General features: G+C 74.1%; 19 protein-coding genes. 6 read left to right on the top strand and 13 right to left on the bottom strand.

Annotated elements, in window-relative coordinates; genetic code table 11:
- The 7 genes from recO to ACWCOM_RS12830 all read right to left on the bottom strand — a co-directional run bounded on the left by recO (position 1) and on the right by ACWCOM_RS12830 (position 8,307).
- Positions 1-753: a DNA repair protein RecO gene (recO, locus tag ACWCOM_RS12860; RefSeq protein ID WP_454549134.1), complete on the bottom strand. Its 753-nt coding sequence runs from the start codon at positions 751-753 to the stop codon at positions 1-3.
- Between the two features lie 53 nt (positions 754-806).
- On the bottom strand, positions 807-2,552 hold the full coding sequence (gene leuA, locus ACWCOM_RS12855) for a 2-isopropylmalate synthase (protein WP_454549133.1): 1,746 nt from the start codon (positions 2,550-2,552) through the stop codon (positions 807-809).
- A gap of 174 nt (positions 2,553-2,726) precedes the next feature.
- Complete coding sequence (locus ACWCOM_RS12850) at positions 2,727-4,184, bottom strand: LCP family protein (RefSeq protein ID WP_454549132.1); 1,458 nt, start codon at positions 4,182-4,184, stop codon at positions 2,727-2,729.
- A gap of 157 nt (positions 4,185-4,341) precedes the next feature.
- Entirely contained in the window at positions 4,342-5,388 is a 1,047-nt protein-coding gene (locus tag ACWCOM_RS12845) for a GTPase Era (protein WP_454549131.1), read from the bottom strand.
- On the bottom strand, positions 5,381-6,709 hold the full coding sequence (locus ACWCOM_RS12840) for a hemolysin family protein (protein WP_454549130.1): 1,329 nt from the start codon (positions 6,707-6,709) through the stop codon (positions 5,381-5,383). Before ACWCOM_RS12840 ends, ACWCOM_RS12845 begins: the two co-directional genes overlap by 8 nt.
- A gap of 6 nt (positions 6,710-6,715) precedes the next feature.
- Positions 6,716-7,222 carry an rRNA maturation RNase YbeY gene (gene ybeY, locus ACWCOM_RS12835; protein WP_454549129.1) on the bottom strand — a complete coding sequence of 169 codons (507 nt, stop codon included), beginning with the start codon at positions 7,220-7,222 and terminating at the stop codon, positions 6,716-6,718.
- Positions 7,222-8,307 (bottom strand): PhoH family protein, encoded by a 1,086-nt coding sequence (locus ACWCOM_RS12830; protein ID WP_454549128.1) that lies wholly within the window; start codon positions 8,305-8,307, stop codon positions 7,222-7,224. Before ACWCOM_RS12830 ends, ybeY begins: the two co-directional genes overlap by 1 nt.
- 314 nt (positions 8,308-8,621) lie before the next feature.
- Between ACWCOM_RS12830 and ACWCOM_RS12825 the strand changes: the two genes are divergently transcribed.
- On the top strand, positions 8,622-9,569 hold the full coding sequence (locus ACWCOM_RS12825) for a GerMN domain-containing protein (protein WP_454549127.1): 948 nt from the start codon (positions 8,622-8,624) through the stop codon (positions 9,567-9,569).
- A 25-nt stretch (positions 9,570-9,594) separates the two neighbouring features.
- Here the strand turns inward: ACWCOM_RS12825 and ACWCOM_RS12820 are convergent, their stop codons facing one another.
- From ACWCOM_RS12820 to hrcA, 3 genes are all read right to left on the bottom strand, one after another.
- On the bottom strand, positions 9,595-10,374 hold the full coding sequence (locus tag ACWCOM_RS12820) for a 16S rRNA (uracil(1498)-N(3))-methyltransferase (protein ID WP_454549126.1): 780 nt from the start codon (positions 10,372-10,374) through the stop codon (positions 9,595-9,597).
- Positions 10,371-11,519, bottom strand: coding sequence for a molecular chaperone DnaJ (gene dnaJ / locus ACWCOM_RS12815; protein WP_454549125.1), 1,149 nt, complete (start codon positions 11,517-11,519; stop codon positions 10,371-10,373). The genes ACWCOM_RS12820 and dnaJ overlap by 4 nt, the downstream gene beginning before the upstream one ends.
- A gap of 73 nt (positions 11,520-11,592) precedes the next feature.
- Entirely contained in the window at positions 11,593-12,600 is a 1,008-nt protein-coding gene (gene hrcA / locus ACWCOM_RS12810; RefSeq protein WP_454549124.1) for a heat-inducible transcriptional repressor HrcA, read from the bottom strand.
- Between the two features lie 175 nt (positions 12,601-12,775).
- Here hrcA and ACWCOM_RS12805 point away from each other — a divergent pair, with 175 nt between their 5' ends.
- Together ACWCOM_RS12805 and ACWCOM_RS12800 are read left to right on the top strand one after the other, a co-directional pair.
- A complete protein-coding gene (locus tag ACWCOM_RS12805) occupies positions 12,776-13,639 on the top strand; it encodes a DUF3097 domain-containing protein (RefSeq protein WP_454549123.1) in 864 nt (287 codons plus the stop codon).
- A 138-nt stretch (positions 13,640-13,777) separates the two neighbouring features.
- Entirely contained in the window at positions 13,778-14,242 is a 465-nt protein-coding gene (locus ACWCOM_RS12800) for a DUF4870 domain-containing protein (protein ID WP_454549122.1), read from the top strand.
- A gap of 39 nt (positions 14,243-14,281) precedes the next feature.
- Here ACWCOM_RS12800 and hemW read toward each other — a convergent pair whose 3' ends face one another.
- Both hemW and lepA read right to left on the bottom strand, forming a co-directional pair.
- A complete protein-coding gene (gene hemW / locus ACWCOM_RS12795) occupies positions 14,282-15,526 on the bottom strand; it encodes a radical SAM family heme chaperone HemW (protein ID WP_454549121.1) in 1,245 nt (414 codons plus the stop codon).
- A complete protein-coding gene (gene lepA / locus ACWCOM_RS12790) occupies positions 15,526-17,382 on the bottom strand; it encodes a translation elongation factor 4 (RefSeq protein WP_454549120.1) in 1,857 nt (618 codons plus the stop codon). The genes hemW and lepA overlap by 1 nt, the downstream gene beginning before the upstream one ends.
- Before the next feature lie 194 nt (positions 17,383-17,576).
- On the opposite strand from lepA, the gene ACWCOM_RS12785 reads away from it, so the two are divergent.
- Positions 17,577-18,143: a type II toxin-antitoxin system PemK/MazF family toxin gene (locus ACWCOM_RS12785; RefSeq protein WP_454549119.1), complete on the top strand. Its 567-nt coding sequence runs from the start codon at positions 17,577-17,579 to the stop codon at positions 18,141-18,143.
- Between the two features lie 141 nt (positions 18,144-18,284).
- Positions 18,285-18,545, top strand: a complete 261-nt coding sequence (gene rpsT, locus ACWCOM_RS12780; protein WP_454549118.1) for a 30S ribosomal protein S20 — start codon at positions 18,285-18,287, stop codon at positions 18,543-18,545.
- 108 nt (positions 18,546-18,653) lie between these two features.
- Here rpsT and holA read toward each other — a convergent pair whose 3' ends face one another.
- Positions 18,654-19,655: a DNA polymerase III subunit delta gene (holA, locus tag ACWCOM_RS12775; protein WP_454549117.1), complete on the bottom strand. Its 1,002-nt coding sequence runs from the start codon at positions 19,653-19,655 to the stop codon at positions 18,654-18,656.
- A gap of 142 nt (positions 19,656-19,797) precedes the next feature.
- Here holA and ACWCOM_RS12770 point away from each other — a divergent pair, with 142 nt between their 5' ends.
- Positions 19,798-20,592: an SDR family oxidoreductase gene (locus tag ACWCOM_RS12770; protein ID WP_454549116.1), complete on the top strand. Its 795-nt coding sequence runs from the start codon at positions 19,798-19,800 to the stop codon at positions 20,590-20,592.
- Positions 20,593-20,646: the final 54 nt, after the last annotated feature.

The raw sequence follows: 20,646 nt of genomic DNA, 5'->3' as shown, positions 1-20,646 counted from the left end.
TCAGCTCCGTTCCACGAGGTGCAGGGACCGGACGGCCCTCTCCAGGTGCCACTGTACGTAGGAGGCCACGATGCCCGCGGCGGCCCGGGCCGTGCGCGGGTCCGCGGCGGTGATGCGCTCCCAGTCGCCCGTGAGCAGCGCGGACAGGTGCGCGACCGTGGCGGGGTCCGGGGCCGCGGCCCCGGGAGGGCGGCACTCCGGGCACACGGCCCCGCCGAGCGGCGCCGAGAACGCCTCGTGCGGCCCGGGCGCCCCGCAGCGGGCGCAGTCCGTGAAGCTCGGGGCCCACCCGGCGGTGGACACGGCCCGCAGGAGATAGGAGTCCAGGACCGCGCCCGGCTCGTGCAGCCCCCGGGCCAGGGCGGACAGCGCGCCGACCAGCAGCCGGTACTGCTGGGCCGCGGACTCGTCGTCGTTCTCGGTGAACCGCTCCGCGGCCTCGGCCATGGCGGCGGCCGCGGTGTACTTGGCGTAGTCGGCGGCGATGAGCGACCCGTAGCCGCGCTTGCCCAGGGCCTGGGACACGATCTCCAGGTTCCGGCCGGTGACCAGCTGCAGCTCGGCCACGTTGAACGGCTCCAGCCGGGAGCCGAAGCGGGAGGTCGTGCGGCGCACCCCCTTCGCCACCGCCCGCACCTGGCCGTGGTCGCGGGTCAGCAGCACCACGATCCGGTCCGCCTCGCCCAGCTTGTAGGTGCGCAGCACCACGGCGTCGTCCCGGTAGGTGCGCGATGCGAAGGTCGTCCTGGCCACCCCGTCATTCTCCCACGCCGGGCGGACAGCGCAGCCGGTGCGGGAGGGGCGGCTCAGGCCTGGGCGTCCCGGATCGCGCGGTTGACCGCGGAGACGACCGCCTTGAGGGAGGCGCGGGTGGTGTTCGCGTCGATCCCCACGCCCCACAGCACCCGGTCGCCCACGGCGGCCTCGACGTAGCTGGCGGCCTGCGCGTCCCCGCCGGCGGACATGGCGTGCTCGCTGTAGTCGAGCACGCGCACGTCCACGCCCTCCGCGGCGAAGACCGCGAGCAGGGCCTCGATGGGGCCGTTGCCCTGCCCGGTGCAGTGGTGCTGGACGCCCTCGACGTCCAGCCCGATCTCGAGGGTGGTCTCCCCGTCCTCCTCGGAGGTCGTGGTGATGTTCGTGATCCGGTAGCGGCCCCAGCGGCCGTCGCCGGACTCGTGGGCGGTGGGCAGGTACTCGTCCTCGAACGCCTTCCACAGCTGGGCCCCGGAGACCTCCCCGCCGCTGGTGTCGGTGTGCTCCTGCACCACCCGGGAGAACTCGATCTGCGCCCGGCGGGGCAGGTCCAGGCCGTGCTCGTTCTTGAGCAGGTAGGCCACCCCGCCCTTGCCGGACTGCGAGTTCACCCGGATCACGGCCTCGTAGCTCCGGCCGAGGTCCTTCGGATCGATCGGCAGGTACGGCACCGCCCACACGAGCTCGTCCACCGTGCGGTCCTGCTCCCGGGCGTCGCGCGCCATCCGGTCGAAGCCCTTCTTGATGGCGTCCTGGTGGGAGCCGGAGAAGGCCGTGAAGACCAGGTCCCCGCCGTACGGGGAGCGCTCGTGGACGGGCAGCTGGTTGCAGTACTCCACGGTGCGCCGGACGTCGTCGATGTCGGAGAAGTCGATCTGCGGGTCCACGCCCTGGGTCAGCAGGTTCAGGCCCAGGGTCACGAGGTCGACGTTGCCCGTGCGCTCGCCGTTGCCGAAGAGGCAGCCCTCGATCCGGTCGGCGCCGGCCAGGTAGCCGAGCTCGGCCGCGGCGACCCCGGTCCCGCGGTCGTTGTGCGGGTGCAGGGAAACGACGGTGGCGTCCCGGTCGTAGAGGTTGCGGCACATCCACTCGATGGAGTCCGCGTAGACGTTGGGCGTGGCCATCTCGACGGTCGCGGGCAGGTTGAGGATCATCTCCCGGTCCCCGCCGATCTCGAACGTCTCCGCCACCGCGTTGGCGATGCGGGCGGCGAACTCCAGCTCCGTGCCGGTGTAGGACTCCGGGGAGTACTCGTAGGTCACGGCGGTGTTCTTCAGCTGCTCCTCGTACTTCATGCACAGCCGTGCCCCGGTGAGGGCGATGTCGACGATCCCGTCCATGTCCTGCTCGAACACCACGCGCCGCTGCAGCGTGGAGGTCGCGTTGTAGAGGTGGACGATGGCCTGGTCGGCGCCGTCGATCGCCTCGTAGGTGCGCTCGATCAGGTGCTCGCGGGACTGGGTGAGGACCTGGATCGAGACGTCGTCCGGGATCCGGTCCTCCTCGATGAGCCGGCGCACGAAGTCGAAGTCGGTCTGGGAGGCGGACGGGAAGCCCACCTCGATCTCCTTGTACCCCATCCGCACCAGCAGCTCGAACATCTTGAGCTTGCGGTCGGAGTTCATGGGGTCGATGAGGGCCTGGTTGCCGTCGCGCAGGTCCACGGCGCACCAGCGCGGCGCCTCCGTGATCACCCGGTCCGGCCAGGTGCGGTCGGACATGTCGAAGGGGAACTGCTGCTGGTACGGCACGTACTTGTGGATCGGCATGCCGGAGGGCTGCTGGCGGTTGCGCATGGGGTGGGCCTGTTCTGCTCGAGAAGTCTGCGGGTGGCCGGGCATCAGGAACTCCGCAACGGGAGGCCGGCCATTCGACGACGGGTCAGGCCCCGTTGCGGCACGTAAGGAGGAGGGTCCCTGTCCGCATGCGTCCAACGTACCACGCGGGCCGCGGCGGGCGGGCCCGCGGGCTCACCAGTCCCCCGCCGCCTGCTGGCAGGTGTACTGCTCCGCGGTCTGCCCGTTGAGCTCGCCCGGCAGCGCCGAGCCCGCCTCCAGGCGGTCCCCCTCCGGGAAGTCCTGGCCCACCGACACGAGCACCCCGGCGACCTCGGTGGTCGGCACGATCTGCGACGACGGCACGCCGAGCAGCTCGGCCACGGCCGTGGCGGCCTCGGACCAGCCGGCGCCGAAGAACACCTGCGTGCCCGGCAGCTCGGCCGGCTGCGCCCCGCTCGCCACCGGGCCGTACCCCTCGGCCTCGAGCACGTCGGCGATCTCGCCGTCGCGGCCCTCGACGCCGGAGGCGTTGGAGACCGACAGCGGCACCGAGGCCGGGTCGACGGCCGGGAGCGTGGGGGCCTCGGGCGAGGGGCTCGCCGAGCCGGTCGGGGCCGGTGTGGGGCTCGTGAGCGAGCGGTCCTCGCGCAGCGCCTCGAAGAGGTTCTCCGCGGCCTCGTCCTCGAGCTGGAGGCGGTTGGGGTCCAGGGCGTAGGGCTCGGTGGGCACGGTCACGAACACCATGTCCGCCAGGTCCACCCCGCGCACGGCGGTGCCGAGGCCGACCATCGTGGGCACGGACCCGAGGTCCTCGTCCACGTGCAGGTTGCGGGTCGCCACGTCGGCGATCTCGTAGAGCTTGGGCAGGTCCGCAAGGGTGCCCTCCTCCTTGACCTTGCGGGCCAGCGAGGCCAGGAAGGACTGCTGCGAGCGGATCCGGCTGGTGTCCCCGCCGTCCCCGAACGCGGCCCGGCTGCGCAGGAACGCCAGGGCCTGCTCGCCCTCGACGGAGGACACCCCCGCGGGCAGCTCCAGGCCGGACTTCGGGTCGTCGACGGCCTCGTTGACGCACACCTCGACCCCGCCCACCGTGGCGGAGAGCTCCTTGACGGCGTTGAAGTCGGCGAGCATGAAGTGGTCGATGCGCAGGCCCGTCATCCGGTTGACCGTGGCCACCGTGCACCCGGGGCCGCCGTTGGCGATCGCCGAGTTCAGCATCGCGTCCTCCTCGGCCGGGTGCACCTCCCCGGACTCGGGGTCGGTGCACTGCGGGATGTCGGCCACCAGGTCGCGCGGCAGGGAGACCACGGTGACGCCGCTGCGGTCCTCGGCCACGTGCACGAGCATCATGACGTCCGTCAGGCCGGACCCGGAGCTGTCGCTGTCGTCGCCGTACTGGTCGTTGCCCTCGCCGTCACGGGTGTCGGTGCCCATGACGAGGACGTCCAGCGGCCCCTCCTCGACCGTGCCGGAGCCGTCGCCGAGGTCCAGCGGGGACGTGTCCAGGTTGGACTGCAGCCGCCAGGCCGCCCCCAGGCCGACGCCGAGGACCACGAGCAGGACCAGCACCGCCGCCAGGGCCGCCCAGCGTCTCCGGGACCATCGGCGGGCGCGCGGGCGCCCGGGGGCGTCGGGAGGCGTTGAGGACACGGTGATCTTCTCCTGGAGGCCGCGGCGGGGGCCGGGGTCGGGGGGACGGCGCCCGGCCGGGGCGCCGGGAGCCATGCTAGTCGTGCGCGGCCCCGCCCTGGGCGGGCCACGCGGCGGGGGCGCGGTGGGGCCGCGCGCCGGGTCGTGGACGCCCGGGTCAGAAGCCCAGGCGGGAGAGCTGCTTGGGGTCGCGCTGCCACTCCTTGGCGACCTTCACGTGCAGGTCGAGGTAGACCTTCGTGCCCAGCAGGGCCTCGATGGCGGTGCGGGAGCGAGTGCCGATCTCGCGCAGCCGGGAGCCCCCCTTGCCGATGACGATGGCCTTCTGCGAGGGCCGCTCCACGTAGACGTTGACCCGCACGTCCAGCAGGGGCCGGTCGGCCGGGCGGCCCTCGCGCGGGACCATCTCCTCGACCACGACCGCCAGGGAGTGGGGCAGCTCGTCGCGCACTCCTTCGAGGGCCGCCTCGCGGACGAGCTCGGCGACCATGGTGAGCTCCGGCTCGTCCGTCAGCTCCCCGTCGGGGTACAGCGCCGGGGACTCGGGCATCCGGGCGACGAGCAGCCCGGCGAGGGCCTCCACCTGGAAGCCGTCCACGGCCGAGACGGGGATGACCTCGGCCCAGCCGGGCTCGGCGGCGGGCGCGGCCGGTGCGGGCGCGGCCGCGCCGCGGTGCCGGGGCTTGCGGGCGGCGCGCTCGGCCCGCTCGGCGCGGGCCCGGTGCTCGTCGGCCATGACGGAGCGGCCCAGCTCGGTGACGGCCAGCAGCTGCTCCGTGAGCTCGGCGCGGGAGACGGTGTCGGTCTTCGTCACGATCGCGACGACGGGCTTGTTGCCGGAGGCGGCCAGCTGCTGGGCGATGTAGCGGTCGCCCGGGCCGATCTTCTGGTCCGCCGGGACGCAGAAGCCGATGACGTCGACCTCCGCGAGGGTGTCGGCCACGAGGTCGTTGAGCCGTTCGCCCAGCAGGGTCCGCGGCCGGTGCAGCCCCGGGGTGTCCACCAGGACGAGCTGCCCCTCGGGGCGGTGGACGATGCCGCGGATGGTGTGGCGCGTGGTCTGCGGGCGGTTGGAGGTGATCGCGACCTTCTGCCCGACCAGGGCGTTGGTCAGCGTGGACTTGCCGGCGTTGGGGCGGCCGACGAGCACCGCGAACCCGGCGCGGAACGGCTCGGCGGACGCGGCGGGGGTGGCTTCAGACATGGTGGTGGGACTCCTCCTCGGACTCCAGTGCGGCGGGATCCACGGCCGTGGACCCCGGGGGAACCCACTCCGGGTCCCGGTGGACCTCCAGCTGGCCCACCCGGTTGCGCCGGCCCTCGAGGGTGACGGCTTCGAGGACGATGCCCTCGACGGTGGCGCGGGAGCCCACGATGGGCACCCGGCCGATGCTCTTGGCCAGCAGCCCGCCGGCCGTGTCCACCTCGTCGTCCTCGAGGTCGACGCCGAACAGGTCGCCCAGGTCCTCGACCCCGAGGGCGGCGGAGACGCGGTAGCGCCCGTCGCCGAGCTCGGCGACCTCGGGCTTCTCGCGGTCGTACTCGTCGACGATCTCCCCGAGCAGCTCCTCGATGAGGTCCTCGAGGGTCACCAGCCCGGCGGTGCCGCCGTACTCGTCGACGACGACGGCCACGTGGATGGACTCCAGCTGCATCTCGCGCAGCAGCTCGTTGACCTTCTTGGACTCCGGCACGTAGCGGACCTCGCGGGCCAGCTCGGACAGCCCGCCGATCCGCAGGCCGGCGCCCAGCCGGTGCACGCGCTCGGCGAGGTCCTTCTGGTAGAGGATCCCCAGGACGTCGTCGGCGCTCTCCCCGATGACGGGGATCCGGGAGTAGCCCGAGCGGAAGAAGAGGTTGAGGGCGTCGTCCACGGTGTCGTCGTCGTCGACGGTGACCATGTCGGTGCGCGGCACCATGACCGCCCGGACGTTCGTGTCGTCGAGGTCGAAGACCGAGTGCAGCAGCTCGGCCTCGTTGTCCTCGATGACGTCCTGGTCGGTGGACCGGTCGACGAACTCGAGCAGCTCCTCCTCGGTGAGGAAGCCGGGGGCGGCGTGCCCGGGCGACCGGGCGACCGAGGACCCCAGGCGCACGAGCAGGCCGGGCACGGGGCCCAGCACGGCGCGCAGCACGCGCACGAGGCCCGAGGTGAACCGGACGGTGCCGGCCGGGTTGCTGCGGCCCACCTGGCGGGGGGACACCCCGGTGAGGACGAAGCCCACCGCGGCCATCACCACGGTGGCGAGCAGGCCGGAGAGCCAGACGTGCCCGAGCCCGTGGAAGATCGCGAGGGCCACGGCCACGGCGGAGGCGGTCTCGAACCACACCGTCCAGAAGCGCAGGGCGTGCAGGTGGGCGGTGGGCGTGGCCAGCAGCTTCGCGGCGGCCGAGCCGGGGTCCTCCCGGACGATGGCCTCGGCGTCGGCGCGCGGCAGGTAGGTCAGGCCGGTCTCGGCGGCGGTGAGCACGAAGGCCGTGCACAGGAACACGACGGCCGCGAGGACCAGGACGGCGGTGGTCACGGGGTGCTACTCCATGGTCTCGACCGGGGCGGGACGGCCGAGGAAGTCGGTGAGCAGGTCCCGCTGCAGGGCGAACATGACGCGCCGCTCGTCGGGCTCGGCGTGGTCGTGGCCCAGCAGGTGCAGGATGCCGTGGGTGGTGAGCAGGCACAGCTCGTCCGCGACCGAGTGCCCGGCGGCCTCGGCCTGGCGGCGGGCCACCGGCGGGCAGAGCACGATGTCGCCGAGGGTCCCCTCCGCGGGCTCCTCCGGGGTGCCGGGGCGCAGCTCGTCCATGGGGAAGGACAGCACGTCCGTGGCGCCGGGCAGGTCCATCCACTCGACGTGCAGGCGCGCCATCTCCTCCTCGCCGACGACCGCGATCGACAGCTCGGCGTCGGGGTGCACGTGCAGCCGCCGCAGGACGTGCGCGGCGAGCCGGCCCAGCAGGTCGACGTCGACGGCGGCCCAGGCGGCGCGGTCCGCGGCCGGCACGTCCTCGGGGTCGGCGTGGAGGTCGAACTCGACGGACATCAGGCGCGCTCCCCGTCCTCGGCGGCGGCGCCGCCCCCGGCGGCCCGTGCCGCCCGGGTGCTCTCCTTGCGCTCCCGGCGCTCGTTGCGCCGCCGGTTGGTGGTGTCGAAGGCGTCGTAGGCGCTGACGATGCGGCTCACCAGCTCGTGGCGCACGACGTCCTCCGCGGTCATCTCGGTGAACGCGACGTCCTGGACGCCGCCGAGCACGTGCTGGACCTGGCGCAGCCCGGACGAGGCGCTCCCGGGCAGGTCCACCTGGGTGACGTCGCCGGTGATCACCATCTTCGAGCCGAAGCCCAGGCGGGTGAGGAACATCTTCATCTGCTCGGGCGTGGTGTTCTGCGCCTCGTCCAGGATGATAAACGCGTCGTTGAGGGTCCGCCCGCGCATGTACGCGAGGGGGGCCACCTCGATCGTGCCCGCCTCCATGAGCCGCGGGATGGACTCCGGGTCCATCATGTCGTGCAGCGCGTCGTAGAGCGGGCGCAGGTACGGGTCGATCTTCTCGCTCAGCGTCCCCGGCAGGAAGCCGAGGCGCTCCCCCGCCTCCACGGCCGGGCGCGTGAGGATGATCCGGGAGACCTCCTTGGCCTGCAGCGCCTGGACCGCCTTGGCCATGGCCAGGTAGGTCTTGCCCGTGCCGGCCGGCCCGATGCCGAACACGACGGTGTGCTCGTCGATGGCGTCGACGTAGGACTTCTGGTGCAGGGTCTTGGGCCGGATCTTGCGGCCCCGGCTGGAGAGGATGTTCTGGGTCAGCGCTCCGCTGGGCCGTGCGGAGAGGTCCCTGCCGATCAGCTCGAGCAGCTGCGTGATCACCTGGGGGGTGATCGCGGTCTCGCGCCCGGCGAGGACCTTGAGCTCCTCGAAGAGCGTCGCGACGATCTGCACGGGCCCGCTCGGGCCCTCGATGCCGAGCTCCAGCTCCCGCGGGCGGGTGGAGAGGCCGGGGAAGGCCGTCTCGACCTGGCGCAGGGTGTCGTCCCCGGAGCCGAGGCAGCGGACCATGGTCTCGCGGTCGGGAAAGGTGATGACGGCGCGGGCCGTCAGGGGGTGCGTGGTGCCGGGCAGCGTCTCAGTCATGGGTGCGGCCCGTGGGGGCCGTGCTCTCGCTCTCTGGATGGGTGCGGTTCGTGGGTGCCGGTGCGGGCACCGTGGTACGGCGAGGGGCGCCCCGCGGGGGCCGGCCCTGCTACCAGGGTACCGCGCGGCCCCGGCGCCCGGGCCCGGGCGGGCGGAGATTCCGATTTGGTATCGGTCACGGTGGAGCGGCCGATCCGGGCGTGGGGCCCCGGGACGCTGTGCTGGAATGGTCGGGTCCTCCGGCAGGGGGACGGTGCGGCCGGCCGCACCGGCATCCACCACCGACCCCGCAGAGACGAGGTGCGCGTCCCCCCATGGCCACCGACCTGTTCCGGCCCCCCGCGGGACGTGCCCGCCGCCGTGCGGCGGCGCTGTCCGCCGCCTGCCTCGTCGTCCTCGCCGGATGCGCCCCGGGCCCCGGGCCGGCACCCCACGGCGCCGTTCCGGCCTCCGGCACGGCGCCCGCCCCCGTGGTCGCGCCCGGCCCGGCGGGCGGCGGCGCCGCGGGCGGCAGCACCAGCGCGGTCGCCACCACGAAGGTCTCGGTCTACTGGGTGGGGACCGCCGACGGGGAGCGGCGGCTGTTCCGCGAGTTCCGGGACGCCACCGAGGGACCGGCGGCGGTGGACCCCATCGCGGCCGCGGCCGCGATGCTGACCACCGCCGCGCCCGAGGATCCCGGCTACCGCACCCTCTGGTCCCCGGTGGACCAGGTGGGCAGCTCCACCTCCCCGGACGGCACGATCACCGTCGACCTGCCCGCCGAGGCCTTCGGCACCGGCCTGGACGAGCAGGACGCGCGCCTGGCGCTGCAGCAGCTGGCCCACACCGTGACGGCCACGGCCAGCAGCACGGGCCTGCTCCCGCACAGCGCGGAGCCCGAGGTGGTTGTGCTCGTGGACGGCCGGGCCCGGGAGGAGGTCTTCGGCTCCGTCCGCCTCGACGAGCCCCTGCGCCCCGACGGGAGCCTGGAGGCGCCCCTGTGGCTGGACCCCCCGGAGGGCCCGCACCCGGAGGGCGCCGTCGAGATCTCCGGCCGGGCCCTGGAGGGCGTGGGCGAGTGCCGGTGGGCGGTCCTGGACGCGGACGGGGCGACCGTGGCCGCGGGCGCGGTGGGCACCACCGCCCGGGACGACGGGACGGTCGGGTTCCGCACGGAGGTCGAGCTGGCCCCCGGCCGGTACGAGGTGACGGTCACGGGCCGGGACGCCGAGGGCGACACCGTGCGCGACGACGGCCCCGTGGAGGTCGTTCCCGGCTGAACGGGCGGACCCGCGGAGCCGGGTCTCAGCCGGGGGCGCCGTCCCACCGGCCCAGCGCGGCGCTGAGCACGGCCAGGGCCGCCGGCCCGGCGGTGGAGCTGCGCAGCACCTCGGGCCCGAGCCGCAGCGTCCGCGCCCCGGCGCCGGCCAGGGCCTCGAGCTCCCCCGGGGCCATGCCGCCCTCGGGGCCGACGACGAGCACGATCCGCTCGGCCGCCTCCCAGGGCCGCTGCGCTCCGCCGAGCAGCCCCGCCAGGGAGTCCCGGGCCTGCTCGTGCAGCACGACCCCGGCCGTGCCCGGCCGCCCCAGCAGGGCGGCCAGCTCGCGGGTGGTGCTCAGGGGCAGCACCTCGGGCCAGTGGGCCCGGCGGGACTGCTTGGCGGCGGCCGCCACGGTGTGCACCCACTTGTCGTGGCTCTTGGTGGCGCGCTCCTGCTTCCACCGCACGATGGAGCGCTCCGCCTGCCACGGCACCACGGCGTCGACGCCGAGCTCGGTGGCCGTCTCGACGGCGAGGAGGTCGCGCTCCCCCTTGGCGAGGGCCTGGGCGAGCACCAGCCGCGGCCGGCGGACCGGGTCCGCGCCCACCTCGGCCAGGCGCACGTCCATGCTGTCCTTGCCGGCGGCGCACAGCAGGCCGGTCGCCCGCGCGCCCGCGCCGTCGACCAGCTCGAGGGACTCCCCGGCGCCGAGGCGGCGCACGGTGACGGCGTGGCGGGCCTCCGGCCCGGTGACGGTGAGCACCGCGCCCGGGCCGAGTCCCTCGAGCAGGCCGGGCTCCACCTTGAAGACGGGCAGGCTCACAGGTCGAAGCGGTCCTTGAGCCGCGAGAAGAACCCGCCGGAGCCGGCGGGGCTGTTCAGCGTGGTGCCGGTGGCCTGCTCCTCGCCGCGCAGCCGGGAGAGCTGCTCCAGCAGCTCGCGCTGCTCGTCGTCGAGCCCCGTGGGCGTCTCGACCTCGAGGTGGACGAACAGCTCGCCGCGGCCGCCGCCGCGCAGCCGCGTGGCGCCGAGGTCGTGCAGGGTGACCGTGTGGCCCGTCTGGGTGCCCGGGGCCACGGGCACGTCGCGCTCCCCGTCGAAGGTCTCGAGGGTCACGGTGGTGCCCAGGGCCGCGGAGGTCATGGGCACGCGCACCCGGGCGTGCAGGTCGTCGCCCTGCCGCTCGAACGTCGGGTCCGGGTCGACCTTGAGCTCGACGTAGAGGTCGCCGTTGGGCCCGCCGGCCGTGCCGGCCTCGCCCTGGCCGGAGAGGCGGATCCGGTTGCCGGAGGACACCCCGGCCGGGATCTTGACGGTCAGCGGGCGGCGGTCGCGCACCCGGCCCTCGCCGTAGCACTCGTGGCAGGGGTGCTTGATGACCGTGCCGAAGCCGTCGCAGGTGGCGCAGGGGGCCGCGGTGACCACGGTGCCGAGGATGGACTGCACCTGGCGCTGGACCTGGCCGGCGCCGTGGCAGACCTCGCAGGTCTCCGGGCGGGTGCCCTCCTGGCAGCAGGTGCCGTTGCAGGTGGGGCAGACCACCGCGGTGTCCACGGTGATCTTCTTCTCGGTGCCGAAGACGGCGTCCTTGAGGGACACGCGCACGTTGATCAGCGCGTCCTGCCCCTGCCGGGTGCGGGAGGCGGGCCCGCGCCGGCCCGCCCCGGAGCCGCCGGCGCCCTGGAAGAAGGTGTCGAAGATGTCTTGGAAGCCGAAGCCGGTGCCCGGGAACCCGCCGCCGAAGCCGGTGTCGGTGCCGTTCTCGTTGCCGGTGGCGTCGTAGACGCGCCGCTTCTCGGGGTCGGCGAGGACGTCGTTGGCGTGGGAGACGCGCTTGAACTCCTCCGCGGCCTCCGGGCTGGGGTTGACGTCCGGGTGCAGCCTGCGGGCCTTCTTCCGGTAGGCCTTCTTGATCTCTTCCTGGCTGGCGTCGCGGGACACACCCAGGGTCTCGTAGTGATTGCTCACCGTGGTCCGTTCTGTCGAGAGGTTCGGTGGGAGTTCTGGTGCCGAGCCCCGGCATCCGGGGCCCGGCGGGGGCTCAACCCCCCAGGATACGGGAGAGGTAGCGGGCGACCGCGCGCACGGCCGCCATCGTGGACGGGTAGTCCATGCGCATGGGGCCCACGACCCCGACCTTGGACTGGGGCCCGTAGCCGGTGGCGACGACCGCCGCCTCGGACAGGGGTCCCGCGGCGTTCTCCGCCCCGATCCGCACGGCCACGCCGCGGGCGTCCTGCTCCATCTCGGAGAGCAGCCGGAGCATGACGACCTGCTCCTCGAGCGCCTCCAGGACGGGGCCGATGCTCAGGTGGAAGTCCCCGGTGGCGCGGGCGAGGTTGGCGGTGCCGGCCATGACCATGCGGTGCTCGGCCCCGCCGGCGGCCAGGGACCCGACGACCTCGACCACCGTCTCGGCGGCCGGGCGCAGCCGCGGGGCGATGTCGGCGGTCATCGCCACGAGCGCCGCGGACACCGCGGCCAGGGAGCGGCCCACGGCCGCGGCCAGCACCCGGGCGCGCAGCTCGAGCAGCTGCGCCTCCTCCAGGGGGGCGGGCAGCACGGCCACGCGCTGGGCGACCCGCCCGTTGGTGGGGATGAGCACCACGAGCACGCGGCCCGCGCCGAGGTCGACGACCTCCACGTGGCGCACCGTCACCCCCGACGCGTGCGGGTACTGCACGACCGCCACCTGGTGGGTGAGCTGGGCGAGCAGGCGCACGGTGCGCTCCATGACGTCGTCGATGTCCGCCGCGTCGTCGAGCAGGCTCTGGATGGCCCGGCGCTCCGGGCCGGAGAGCGGCTTGACGGCCGCGATCTGGTCCACGAACGTCCGGTAGCCCTTGTCGGTGGGGATCCGGCCCGAGCTCGTGTGGGGGGCCGTGATCAAGCCCTCCTCCTCGAGCGCGGCCATGTCGTTGCGCACGGTGGCGGAGGAGACACCGAGCCGGTGGCGCTCCACGAGGGCCTTGGAGCCCACGGGCTCCTGGAAGTGCACGTAGTCCTCCACGATGGCCTGCAGGATCTGCAGTCGTCTCGGATGGTTCACGTCGCTCCTCCCCGTCGTCTCCCCGGCACCCGGGCCGCCTGGCACTCGGGTGGCCACAGTGCCAGCGCGATCCAGTGTAGCCCCCGTGTCCGACCACCCGGTTCCGCCCGCCCGGTTTGGTACGCTTCCGGCTGATCCGCGCCGGAGGGGCGGGACCGCGACCGGGAGGACGAGCATGAGCGACTACGGCTGGGGGCCGCGCAGCCTCGACGACGCGGGCCTGTCGCGGCGCAGGCCGGCCTCCGCGGAGGTGCCGGTCGCCCCCGGGCTGCTCCTGGAGGACGTGACCACCGGCTGGGTCGGGGCGGTCGTGTCCCTGGAGACGATCGGCGGGATGCGGGTCATGGGCCTGGAGGACCGCCGCGGCCGGGTCAAGGCGTTCCCGCTCGGACCCGGCTTCCTGCTGGAGGGGGAGCCCGTCGTCGTGGTGGAGCCCCGCCGGGCCCCGGCGGCGAAGCGGCCCGGGCGCACCCGCTCCGGCTCCGTGGCCGTGGAGGGGCTGCGGGCCAGCACCGCCAAGGCCTCCCGCGTCTGGGTCGAGGGCTACCACGACGCCGAGCTCGTGGCCAAGGTCTGGGGGCACGACCTGGCCGTCGAGGGCATCGTCGTGGAGCCGCTGCACGGCGTCGACGACCTGCCGGCGGTGGTGCAGGACTTCGCCCCGGGCCCCGGCCGGCGGCTGGGCGTCCTCGTGGACCACCTCGTGCCCGGCTCCAAGGAGTCGCGGATCGCCGAGCGGACCATGCGCCTGCCCGGGGCGGCCGGCAACGTGCTGGTGCTGGGCCACCCGTACGTGGACATCTGGCAGGCGGTCCGGCCCCGGGTGCTCGGCGTCGAGGCCTGGCCCGTGGTCCCCCGGGGCACCGACTGGAAGACCGGCACCGCCGCGGCCCTCGGCTGGCCGCACCGCACGCCCGGCGACCTCGGCCGGGCGTGGCAGCACATCCTCTCCCGAGTCGACAGCTACGCCGACCTCGAGCCCGCCCTCCTCGGGCGGGTCGAGGAGCTCATCGACTTCCTCACCGCCCCGGGGGCCTGAGCCCGGCCCGGCGCGACCGACATCACGTCACACGAGCACACGTGCGCGGGGCGCCCCCGTGCAACGAGCGAACCGGCCGGTAGAATCGAGCCACGCCATCCGCCGACCGCGCCGCGGTCCCACCGCCGAAGGACTTCCGTGCCCGTGCAGACCGACTCCCGATCGAGCCACGAGAACGCCGAGGCCCCGTTCGAGGGCCTCTCCCCCGTGGCACAGCCGCTCACCGTCGCCGAGGACCACCAGTGGGCGACCCTGGCGCACTTCGCCGGGGTGGTCGGCTTCGTGCCCTCGTTCCTCATCCACCGCGTCTTCCGCGGCCGTGGGCGGTTCACCGAGCAGGAGGCGCGGGAGGCGATGAACTTCACGCTGCTGCCCACGCTCGTGGTGGTCGCCGGCGTGCTGCTCGCGCCCGTCCCGTTCGTCGGCTGGTTCTTCGCGCTCGCCGCGGCCGCCGCGTGGCTGCTGCTGGCCGTCGGCTCGCTGGCCGGCGGCATCCGGGTCAACCACGGGGAGCCGCACCTCTACCGGTTCAACACCCGCCTGTACGACCGCCTCGCCGAGAAGCTGCGCGAGCGGTCGCGGGAGCGCGCCGTCCGCCGCTGAGGCCCGCGCCGCCGGGCCCGGCGGTCCCGTCCCGGCCCGTCAGCCGAGCAGGCGCCGCACCACGGCGTCGCCGAGGAGCCGGCCCCGCAGGGTGAGCACCAGCGTCCCGCGCAGCGCCGGCCCGGGCTCCACGAGCTCGTCGGCGATCAGCCCGGCCACCGCGGCGCGCCCGCCGTCGTCCAGGGCCGCCACGGGCAGGCCGTCCCGGATCCGCGCCTCGAGCATCACACGCTCGAGGTGGCGGGTGCCCGCGTCGAGGATCTCCCGCCCGGCCGCGGGGGACTCCCCGGCCCGCACCCGGTTCGTGTAGGGCACCGGGTGCTTGAGGTTCCACCAGCGCGTCCCGCCCACGTGCGAGTGCGCACCGGGGCCGATCCCCCACCAGTCCTGGTTGTGCCAGTACGCGAGGTTGTGCCGGCTGCGGTGGGCGCGGGCGTCGGCGCCGCGGGCGGGCCGGGACCAGTTGCTCACCTCGTACCACTCGTAGCCGGCCTCCCCCAGGATCCGGTCGGCCAGCTCGTACTTGTCGGCCTGGTCGTCCTCGTCGACCGGCGGGACCTCCCCGCGCCGCATCCGGGCGGCCAGCCGGGTGCCGTCCTCGATGATCAGGGAGTAGGCCGAGACGTGGTCGGGCTCGTAGCCCACGGCCGTGCGCAGCGAGTGCTCCCAGTCGGCCAAGCTCTCCCCCGGGGTGCCGTAGATGAGGTCCACGCTCACGTCCAGTCCCGCCTCGCGCGCCCAGGCCACCGCCCGCGGGACGTTGTCGGGGTCGTGGGTGCGGTCCAGCACGGCGAGCACGTGCGGGGCCGCGGACTGCATGCCGAAGGACACCCGGGTGACGCCGGCCTCCGCGAGGACCCGCAGGGACCGCGGGGTCACCGAGTCCGGGTTCGCCTCGGTGGTGACCTCGGCGCCCTCGGCGAGGCCGAAGCTCTCCCGGGCCTGCGCCAGGACGGCGGCGAGGTCCTCGGCGGGCAGCAGCGTGGGCGTGCCGCCGCCGAGGAACACGCTGTGCAGGGGCCGGGCGGCCACGCCGGAGTCCTCCAGCACCCGGCGGGCCCAGCGCACCTCCGCCGCGGCGTCGGCGGCGTAGGCGTCCTGGGACACCCCGGCGCCCAGCTCCACGGCCGTGTAGGTGTTGAAGTCGCAGTATCCGCAGCGGACCGCACAGAACGGCACGTGCACGTACAGGCTGAGCGTGCGCCCGGCGGAGCCCACGGCGGCGGAGGCCGGCAGCCGCCCGTCGAGCGGTGCGGGCAGGCCCTCGGGCTGGGCGGGGGCCACTACTTCTTCTTGTCCTTCGCCCCGGCCTCGTCGGAGGACAGCGCCGCCACGAACGCCTCCTGGGGGACCTCCACGCGGCCCACCATCTTCATGCGCTTCTTGCCCTCCTTCTGCTTCTCCAGCAGCTTGCGCTTGCGGGAGATGTCGCCGCCGTAGCACTTGGAGAGCACGTCCTTGCGGATGGCCCGGATGTTCTCGCGGGCGATCACCCGGGAGCCGATGGCGGCCTGGATGGGCACCTCGAACTGCTGGCGAGGGATGAGCTCGCGCAGCTTGCCGGTCATCATCACCCCGTAGGAGTACGCCTTGTCCCGGTGGGTGATCGCGCTGAACGCGTCGACCGGCTCGCCCTGCAGGAGGATGTCCACCTTGACGAGGTCGGCGGCCTCCTCGCCCTCGGCCTTCCAGTCCAGCGACGCGTAGCCCTTGGTGCGGGACTTCAGCTGGTCGAAGAAGTCGAAGACGATCTCGGCCAGCGGCAGCCGGTAGCGCAGCTCGACCCGGTCCTCGGAGAGGTAGTCCATGCCCTTGAGCTGCCCGCGCTTGGACTGGCACAGCTCCATGATCGCGCCGATGAACTCCGCGGGCGCCAGCACGGTGGCGGCGACCATGGGCTCCCGGATCTCGGCGATCTTCCCCTCCGGGAACTCGGAGGGGTTCGTGACGACCCGCTCGGAGCGGTCCTCGAGGGTGACGTTGTAGCTCACGGACGGGGCGGTGGAGATCAGGTCCAGGTTGAACTCCCGCTCCAGGCGCTCCCGGACGATCTCCAGGTGCAGCAGGCCCAGGAACCCGCAGCGGAAGCCGAAGCCCAGGGCCGCGGAGTTCTCCGGCTCGTAGACCAGCGCGGCGTCGTTGAGCTGGAGCTTGTCCAGGGCGTCGCGCAGCACCGGGTAGTCGGAGCCGTCGATCGGGAACAGGCCCGAGAAGACCATCGGCTTGGGGTCCTCGTAGCCGCCCAGGTTCTCGGTCGCCGGGCGCTGGTGGCTGGTCACCGTGTCGCCCACGCGGGACTGGCGCACGTCCTTGACCCCGGTGATCAGGTAGCCGACCTCCCCCACGCCCAGGCCCTCGGTGGGCTTCGGCTCCGGGGAGATGACGCCGATCTCCAGCAGCTCGTGCTGGGCGCCGGTGGACATCATCCGGATCCGCTCCCGCGGGGCGAGACTGCCGTCGACCACCCGGACGTAGGTGACCACGCCGCGGTAGGTGTCGTAGACGGAGTCGAAAATCATCGCCCGGGACGGGGCGTCGGCCCGGCCCTCCGGCTGCGGGATCTCCTGGACGATCCGGTCCAGGAGCGCCTCCACGCCCTCGCCGGTCTTGCCGGAGACCCGCAGCACGTCCTCCGGCTCCACGCCGATGAGGTTGCCCAGCTCCTGGGCGTACTTCTCCGGCTGGGCCGCGGGGAGGTCGATCTTGTTCAGCACCGGGATGATCGTGAGGTCGTTCTCCATGGCCAGGTAGAGGTTGGCCAGGGTCTGGGCCTCGATGCCCTGGGCGGCGTCCACCAGCAACAGCGCGCCCTCGCAGGCGGCCAGGGAGCGGGAGACCTCGTAGGTGAAGTCGACGTGGCCGGGGGTGTCGATCATGTTCAGGGCGAAGTCCCGGCCGTCGACGTTCCAGGGCATCCGCACGGCCTGGGACTTGATCGTGATCCCGCGCTCGCGCTCGATGTCCATCCGGTCCAGGTACTGCGCCTTCATCTCCCGCGGCGTCACCACGCCCGTGGCCTGCAGCATGCGGTCCGCCAGCGTGGACTTGCCGTGGTCGATGTGGGCGATGATGCAGAAGTTGCGCAGGATCGACGGGTCGGTCGAGGCGGGAACCGGGGGGTTGACGGCCAGCGGTGACACGGGCGGTCCTTTCTCCGGGAGGTCGTCGCTTCCGGCAGGTCCTGGGGCTACCGGCGGAGGGGTCGCGCCGGGGGATTCAGCTGTCCAGTTTCCCACGTTTGACGGTGGGGGGCCATTTCGTCCCGCACCGCGCCCCCGCCCGCGACGGCGAGCACGCCCGCCCCGTGTCCGGACCGGTGGCTAGAGTGGGGCGCATGAGGCTGAACCTGGGCACCCTGGGGCGGCTCGCCGCCCGCGCCGTGGACGTCTACCGCCGTGCGGCCCGGCCCCGGCCGCCCGCGACGCCGCGCCCCGGCGAGGCCCGGCCCGCGGGGCCCCGCCACCCCTATCCGGGCGACTGGACCGGACCGGTCCGACCCGTCTACCGCCCCCTGTCGGACGGTCAGGCCGACCCCGGCGAGATCGTGTGGACGTGGGTGCCGTTCCAGGAGGACCACCGCCGGGGCAAGGACCGGCCGGTGCTCGTCGTGGACCGCGCCGGGGACCACCTGCTGTGCCTGATGCTCACCTCCCGGGACCGCACCGACGGGCTCGAGCAGCACCCCGACTACGTGGACGTCGGCTCGGGACCGTGGGACCGGCAGGGCCGGCCCTCGGAGGTCCGGCTCGACCGCGTGATCCGGGTGCGGCCCGCGGACGTGCGCCGGGAGGGGGCGGCGCTGCGCGAGGAGCTGTTCGACCGGGTGGCCGCGCGGCTGAGCCGCCGGGCTCCCGGCCGGGCCCGTGTCGCCGCCGCCCGGCGGACCGGTGCGGTCTGCTAGACTGTCCTGCTGTGTGTCCGCGCTGGTCGTCGGGCACTGCAGGGCGGTCGCCACACGGGCGTCCCCACTCCCACTCAGTCACATGGCCGGCCTGTTTGCCCTCACTGACCGTTTTCCGCACCCATCGCCAAGGAGTCACACATGGCCAACATCAAGTCCCAGAAGAAGCGCAACCTCACCAACGAGAAGTCGCGCCTGCGCAACAACGCCTACAAGTCCGAGCTGAAGACGCTCGTCCGCCGCGTCGACGAGGCCGTCAGCGCCTCGGACCAGCAGACCGCCCAGGACGCGCTGCGCGTCGTCTCCCGCAAGCTCGACAAGGCCGTCAGCAAGGGTGTGCTGCACAAGAACAACGCGGCCAACAAGAAGTCCGGTCTGGCCAAGCTGGTCGCCAAGATCTGATTCCCGGTCCCGCGACCGCCGCACCGGAGGCCCCGTCCCGCGCAGGGACGGGGCCTCCGTCGTGCGCGGTCGGCCGCGGGGTCCCCTCGGACGGGCGGGGCCGGCGGCTCAGCGGCGCCCGGAGAGCGCGATCGTGGTGATCGCCCGCTCCACGGCGTAGGCCGGGTCCCGCCCCTCCCCCTTCACCTGGGCGTCGGCCTCGGCCAGCGCCCGCAGGGCGCGCACCAGGTCCTCCTCGGAGAAGCGGCGCGACTCCTCCTGCGCCCGCTCGACCTGCCACGGGGCGGCGCCTATCCGCTGCGCGAGCTGGCCGGAGCCCCCGCGGGTGCCGTGGACCTGCGCGATGGTGCGCAGCTTGGCGGCCAGCGCCCCCACCATCGGCACGGGGTCCACGCCGGTGTCCAGGGCCTGGCGCCAGAGCTTGAGCGCGTTCTCCGCGCGGCCGGCGAGGGCGGCGTCGGCCACCTTGAACGCGGTGGCCTCGACCCGGCCGCCGTAGTACTTCTCGACGTCGTCGAAGGTGATGCTCTCCGGCCCGTCCGAGAGCAGCTGCGCGCACGCGGCGGCGAGCTCCGCCGTGCTGCTGCCGACCGCCGCCGCCAGGGCCCGGGCGGCGTCCGGTTCGATGCGGCGGCGGTGGGTGCGGAACTCCGTGACGATGAACTCGGACTTGTCCCGGTCGTTCTTCAGGGGCTTGCACTCCACGACGGCGGCGCCGGCGGCCTTGAGCGCGTCCAGCAGCTTCTTGCCGCGGTTGCCGCCGCCGTGCTCCCACAGCACGACGACGTCCGGGTCCGGGGCCTGGACGTAGGCGAGGCCGTCGGCCAGGCAGTCGTCGTTCATGGCCGCGAGGTTGGTGACGTGGATCAGCTTGGCGTCGTCGAACAGGGACGGGCTGGCCAGGGCGGCGAGCTGACCGGGCGCGTAGGCGGCGGCGTCGACCGTGGAGAGCTCCACGGGTCCGCGGCGGTCCTTGAGGAGCGTGCGGACCCGGTCGCGGGCGCGGGCGGCGAGGTAGTCCTCCGGGCCGGTGAGCAGGACGAGCGGAGCCGGTTCGACGTCGCGCCAGGTGGGGCCGGCGGCGGGTGCGGGGCGCCGTGCTGGGGTCATGGCCGCGTCCTCCTGTGCTGGCGGCCGGGCGGCCGCGGGTGGGGTCGCCCCCAGTTTCTCACGGGGCGGGACACCGGTGGGCCGGCGGCCGACGCGGCGGCGTGCTGTCCGAACGGCCGCCTGGCTCGCTAGCGTGGGGTCCATGACGCAGAACACGAGCACCGAAGAGCACAGCACCGGCCCGCACACGGGGAAGGTCGCGGTCGTCACCGGGGCCTCCACCGGGATCGGGGAGGCCACCGCCCGCCGGCTGCGGTCCGCCGGCTGGACCGTCTACGCGGTGGCCCGCCGCGCCGAGCGGCTGGAGGCCCTGGCCCGGGAGACCGGGGCCGTGCCGGCCCCGTGCGACATCACCGTCGACGCCGAGGTGGAGGCCCTGCGGGAGCAGGTGCTCACCGAGCAGGGCCGGGTGGACGCGCTGCTGAACATCTCCGGCGGGGCCCGCGGCACGGACCGGGTCGCCGACGCGAGCACGGAGGACTGGGCCTGGATGTACGAGGTCAACGTGCTGGGCACGATGCGGATCACCCGGGCGTTCCTGCCGGCCCTGCGGGACAACGGACAGGGCACGGTGCTGAACCTGACCTCCCTGGCCGCCCACCGGGCCTACGAGGGCGGGGCCGGCTACAACGCGGCGAAGTTCGCCGAGCGGGCCATGACGGAGGCGCTGCGCCTGGAGGAGGCCGAGCACAACGTGCGCGTGGTGGAGGTCGCCCCCGGGCTGGTGCACACCGAGGAGTTCTCCCTCAACCGGCTGGGCGGGGACCAGGAGGCCGCCGAGGCGGTGTACGCGGGGGTCGAGAAGCCCCTGACCGCGGCGGACGTGGCCCAGGTGTGCGCCTTCGCCGTGGAGCTGCCCCACCACGTGGACCTGGACACCGTCACCATCAAGCCCGTGGCCCAGGCGGCGCCGCACAAGGTGATCCGCGCCGGCTGACGCCGCCCCGGGCCGGCCGGGCCCCGGACCGGCACCGCGCGTGCCACCGTGCCA

It is taken from the genome of Kocuria sp. KH4, from assembly GCF_053711175.1.
Note: the sequence above shows the minus strand (reverse complement) of the source record. Positions and strands in the feature narration are given on the sequence as shown.